At 52.6% G+C, this 2,613-nt stretch carries 2 protein-coding genes; both read right to left on the bottom strand.

Translation table 11 applies throughout. The features are described from left to right. On the bottom strand, nt 1-1,799 hold a 1,799-nt coding region (locus WC614_14145; GenBank protein ID MFA5034145.1), incomplete at its 3' end, for a TonB-dependent siderophore receptor. Nucleotides 1,800-2,367: 568 nt separating this feature from the next. Next, the gene (locus WC614_14140; protein ID MFA5034144.1) at nt 2,368-2,565 is read right to left on the bottom strand and encodes a hemin uptake protein HemP; all 198 of its coding nucleotides are present in this window, start codon (nt 2,563-2,565) and stop codon (nt 2,368-2,370) included. Between the last annotated feature and the right edge of the window lie 48 nt (nt 2,566-2,613).

Genomic DNA, 2,613 nt, shown 5'->3' with positions numbered 1-2,613 from the left:
TAGTTGGCCGTCAGGTTTAAGCCGTTATCCAAGCTGGCGACGCCTTCCAGCTCGACGCCGCGGGAATTCGCTTCGCCTCGCTGCACATTCGCATAAGTGATCGGGTCGGGGGTCAGGAAGTCTGTGCGGGTAAGGTCGAAATACGCCAGTGTGATGAAGCTGTTTTGATTTTTCGGCTGGAATTTGACGCCGAATTCATATTGTTCGCCCGTTTCAGGTTTAAGGGCTTTGCCGGCCGCATCGGTGCCCAGCGCGGGAAGAAACGATTGCGCATAACTGAAATAAGGCGCCAGGCCGTTGTCGGCCACGTACACCAGGCCGGCGCGGCCGGTAAGTGCATTGTCGTCCTGCGTTGTGCTTAAACCGGTGAGCTTGTTTTTGATCACGCTATCGGCGCGGTCATAGCGCCCGCCCAATGTCGCTCGCCAGTGCTCGCCGAATTTGATCTGGTCTTGAAGATAAAGCCCGATCTGGTTCTGGGTCGCATCCTCGTTTTTGAAGACCGGAGCGGACGCAACCGCCGAGCCGTAGACCGGATTGAAAATGTTGAGGTTCGGCGCGGCACCGTAGGTTTGCAGCGAATTGGAACCCACATGTTGAAAATCGAGGCCCGACAGCAAGGTGTGATCCAGTATTGCTGTCGAGAATTTAAATTGGGCCTGGTTATCGAGGTTGAAGCCGTGGACTTTACCGAAACTTTCATACAAAGCGCGACTGATCGTGCGTTGGTCGGCCAGCAATGCGGTCGTATAAATGGAGCGGTCATCGACTTCGTTGTTGTAGTAACGGGTGTTTTGGCGCAGCGTCACCGCATCGTTGACGCGATGCTCCAAGGCGTAACCGACGGCAAATTCTTCCCGGCTGTATTGATCGACATTCGGCTCGCCGGTGAAACGGTTGGTCGGGATTTTGCCGTTGGCATTGGAGCGTAACGTGCCTTCGGCCGGTAAACGCTGCGAGGGTTTGGTGTCATCCTTTTGGTAATGACTTAAAAAAGTCAGCGTCGTATTGTCGCTGGGTTTCCAGGTCAGCGCCGGTGCGACATAAATACGGTTGTCTTTGATGAAATCGACCTGGGTTTCACTGTCGCGCACCAGCCCGGTGACGCGATAGGCCAGTGTTTTTCGTTCATCAAGCGCGCCGCCGACATCGAGTTCGCCTTGGAAACGGTCGTAAGTTCCCGCTTCAAATTTGATTTCCCGGAACGGGTCGAATGTCGGCCGCTTGGACACGTAGTTAACCAAGCCGCCGGGGCTGGCTTGTCCGTATAGCACGGATGCGGGGCCGCGCGGCACTTCAACGCGTTCGGCGCCATAAGGCTCCAGGCTGTAGCCTACCGCGAAGCCGGGATTGCTGAGTTTGAGGCCGTCTCGGTAAAGTCCGGTTTCCGTCGCATCGAAGCCGCGAATTTTGATGAAGGTGGTACGCGGTTCAAAACCGAACGTCTCGCTTTGCACGCCGGGCGTGTAGCGCAAGGCTTCGGCCATGGTGCTGACATTTTGCGCTTCCATTTGATCGTTGGTAATCACCGAGATCGATTGGGGCGTTTCTATCAGCGGAGTGTCGGTTTTGGTGCCGGCCGTCGAGGTGCCGGCTTTGTAATTGCCGGATTTATTGTCGCGCGTCGCTTTAACCTTTACGGCCGGCAGGGTGATTTCTTTTTTTTCGGCAGCTTGCGCTTTGGTCGGTTGGTCGGCGGCTATCGCCATGCCGTTCAACACGGCTCCCATCGGCAATAATGCCGCCAGCCGCCAGTTTGCGTTGTTTGTTCTTTTTGATGTCATCTTTCTTTTCGACATGCATTTCCCCTTTAATAATTAGAGTGATGGCTGCCTGGCAAGAAAGCTGGGTGGCTGTTTTTTGTGTAATGGATTTAGCCGGCTCGGAGATGAAACCGATGTTTTATCTCTATTCCTGAGCGATAGCGCGTAGCGTGGCGATTATTGGCGCGCGTAACTTTCACTTGGGTTCAGGTGACAGGGTTTTGCCGGATGACCTTTAGTGAATACGGCTTATTGTTGGGAGGGTATAGCGATTTGCCGGTGACGCATCTTGCATCTGGGCGATCCGCACCTTGGCGTGGTTTAAGACTGAGCTGAGTATGTGTAACGATTCACAATTGGTGTGTATCTTTGTTGCGCCCAAAGTGATCTCTAATGTGCCGCAATCAGGACAAAACACCACGCGACAATCGGCGTTACCGGCAAGGCTTACTTTCTTGTGTTGTTTATTTGAGTTCATTGATTTCACCATCCCAATATTAGGCAGAATGGAGTCTGCCGAAGCTACGGTATGTAGCGTGTCTTTGACATTGGCTGGCTTCCAACAGCTGAAAGTGTTGGATGATGGCTGGCTGTTTTTTACAAATTATTTGGTCAGGATTAATTTGTCCTGACGTGTTAAACGTAATCGGTATTCCTCGCCGGCGTGTTCGATGACCACTTCGCGGCTGGTATTAAATAGCTCGGCGCTGTTTAACCGTTGTCGTAAAGCCGGCGTTGTGTCCTGCTTTGTAGACAGCGTTAAGTCCAGAGGTTCGATAGAGTCGGGTAGTTGTTTGTTCATGGGTTTAAATAATAATGATTATCATTTGGCGAGTCAACACTTGTTGTT

Source organism: bacterium (assembly GCA_041649255.1).
Taxonomy (GTDB): domain Bacteria; phylum Hydrothermota; class UBA3073; order JACQXS01; family JAQTXJ01; genus JAQTXJ01.
Note: the sequence above shows the minus strand (reverse complement) of the source record. Positions and strands in the feature narration are given on the sequence as shown.

What these genes read in the sequence shown, in the direction of transcription:
- WC614_14140 (MFA5034144.1), bottom strand. Translation starts at nt 2,565, where the DNA reads ATGAACAAACAACTACCCGACTCTATCGAACCTCTGGACTTAACGCTG.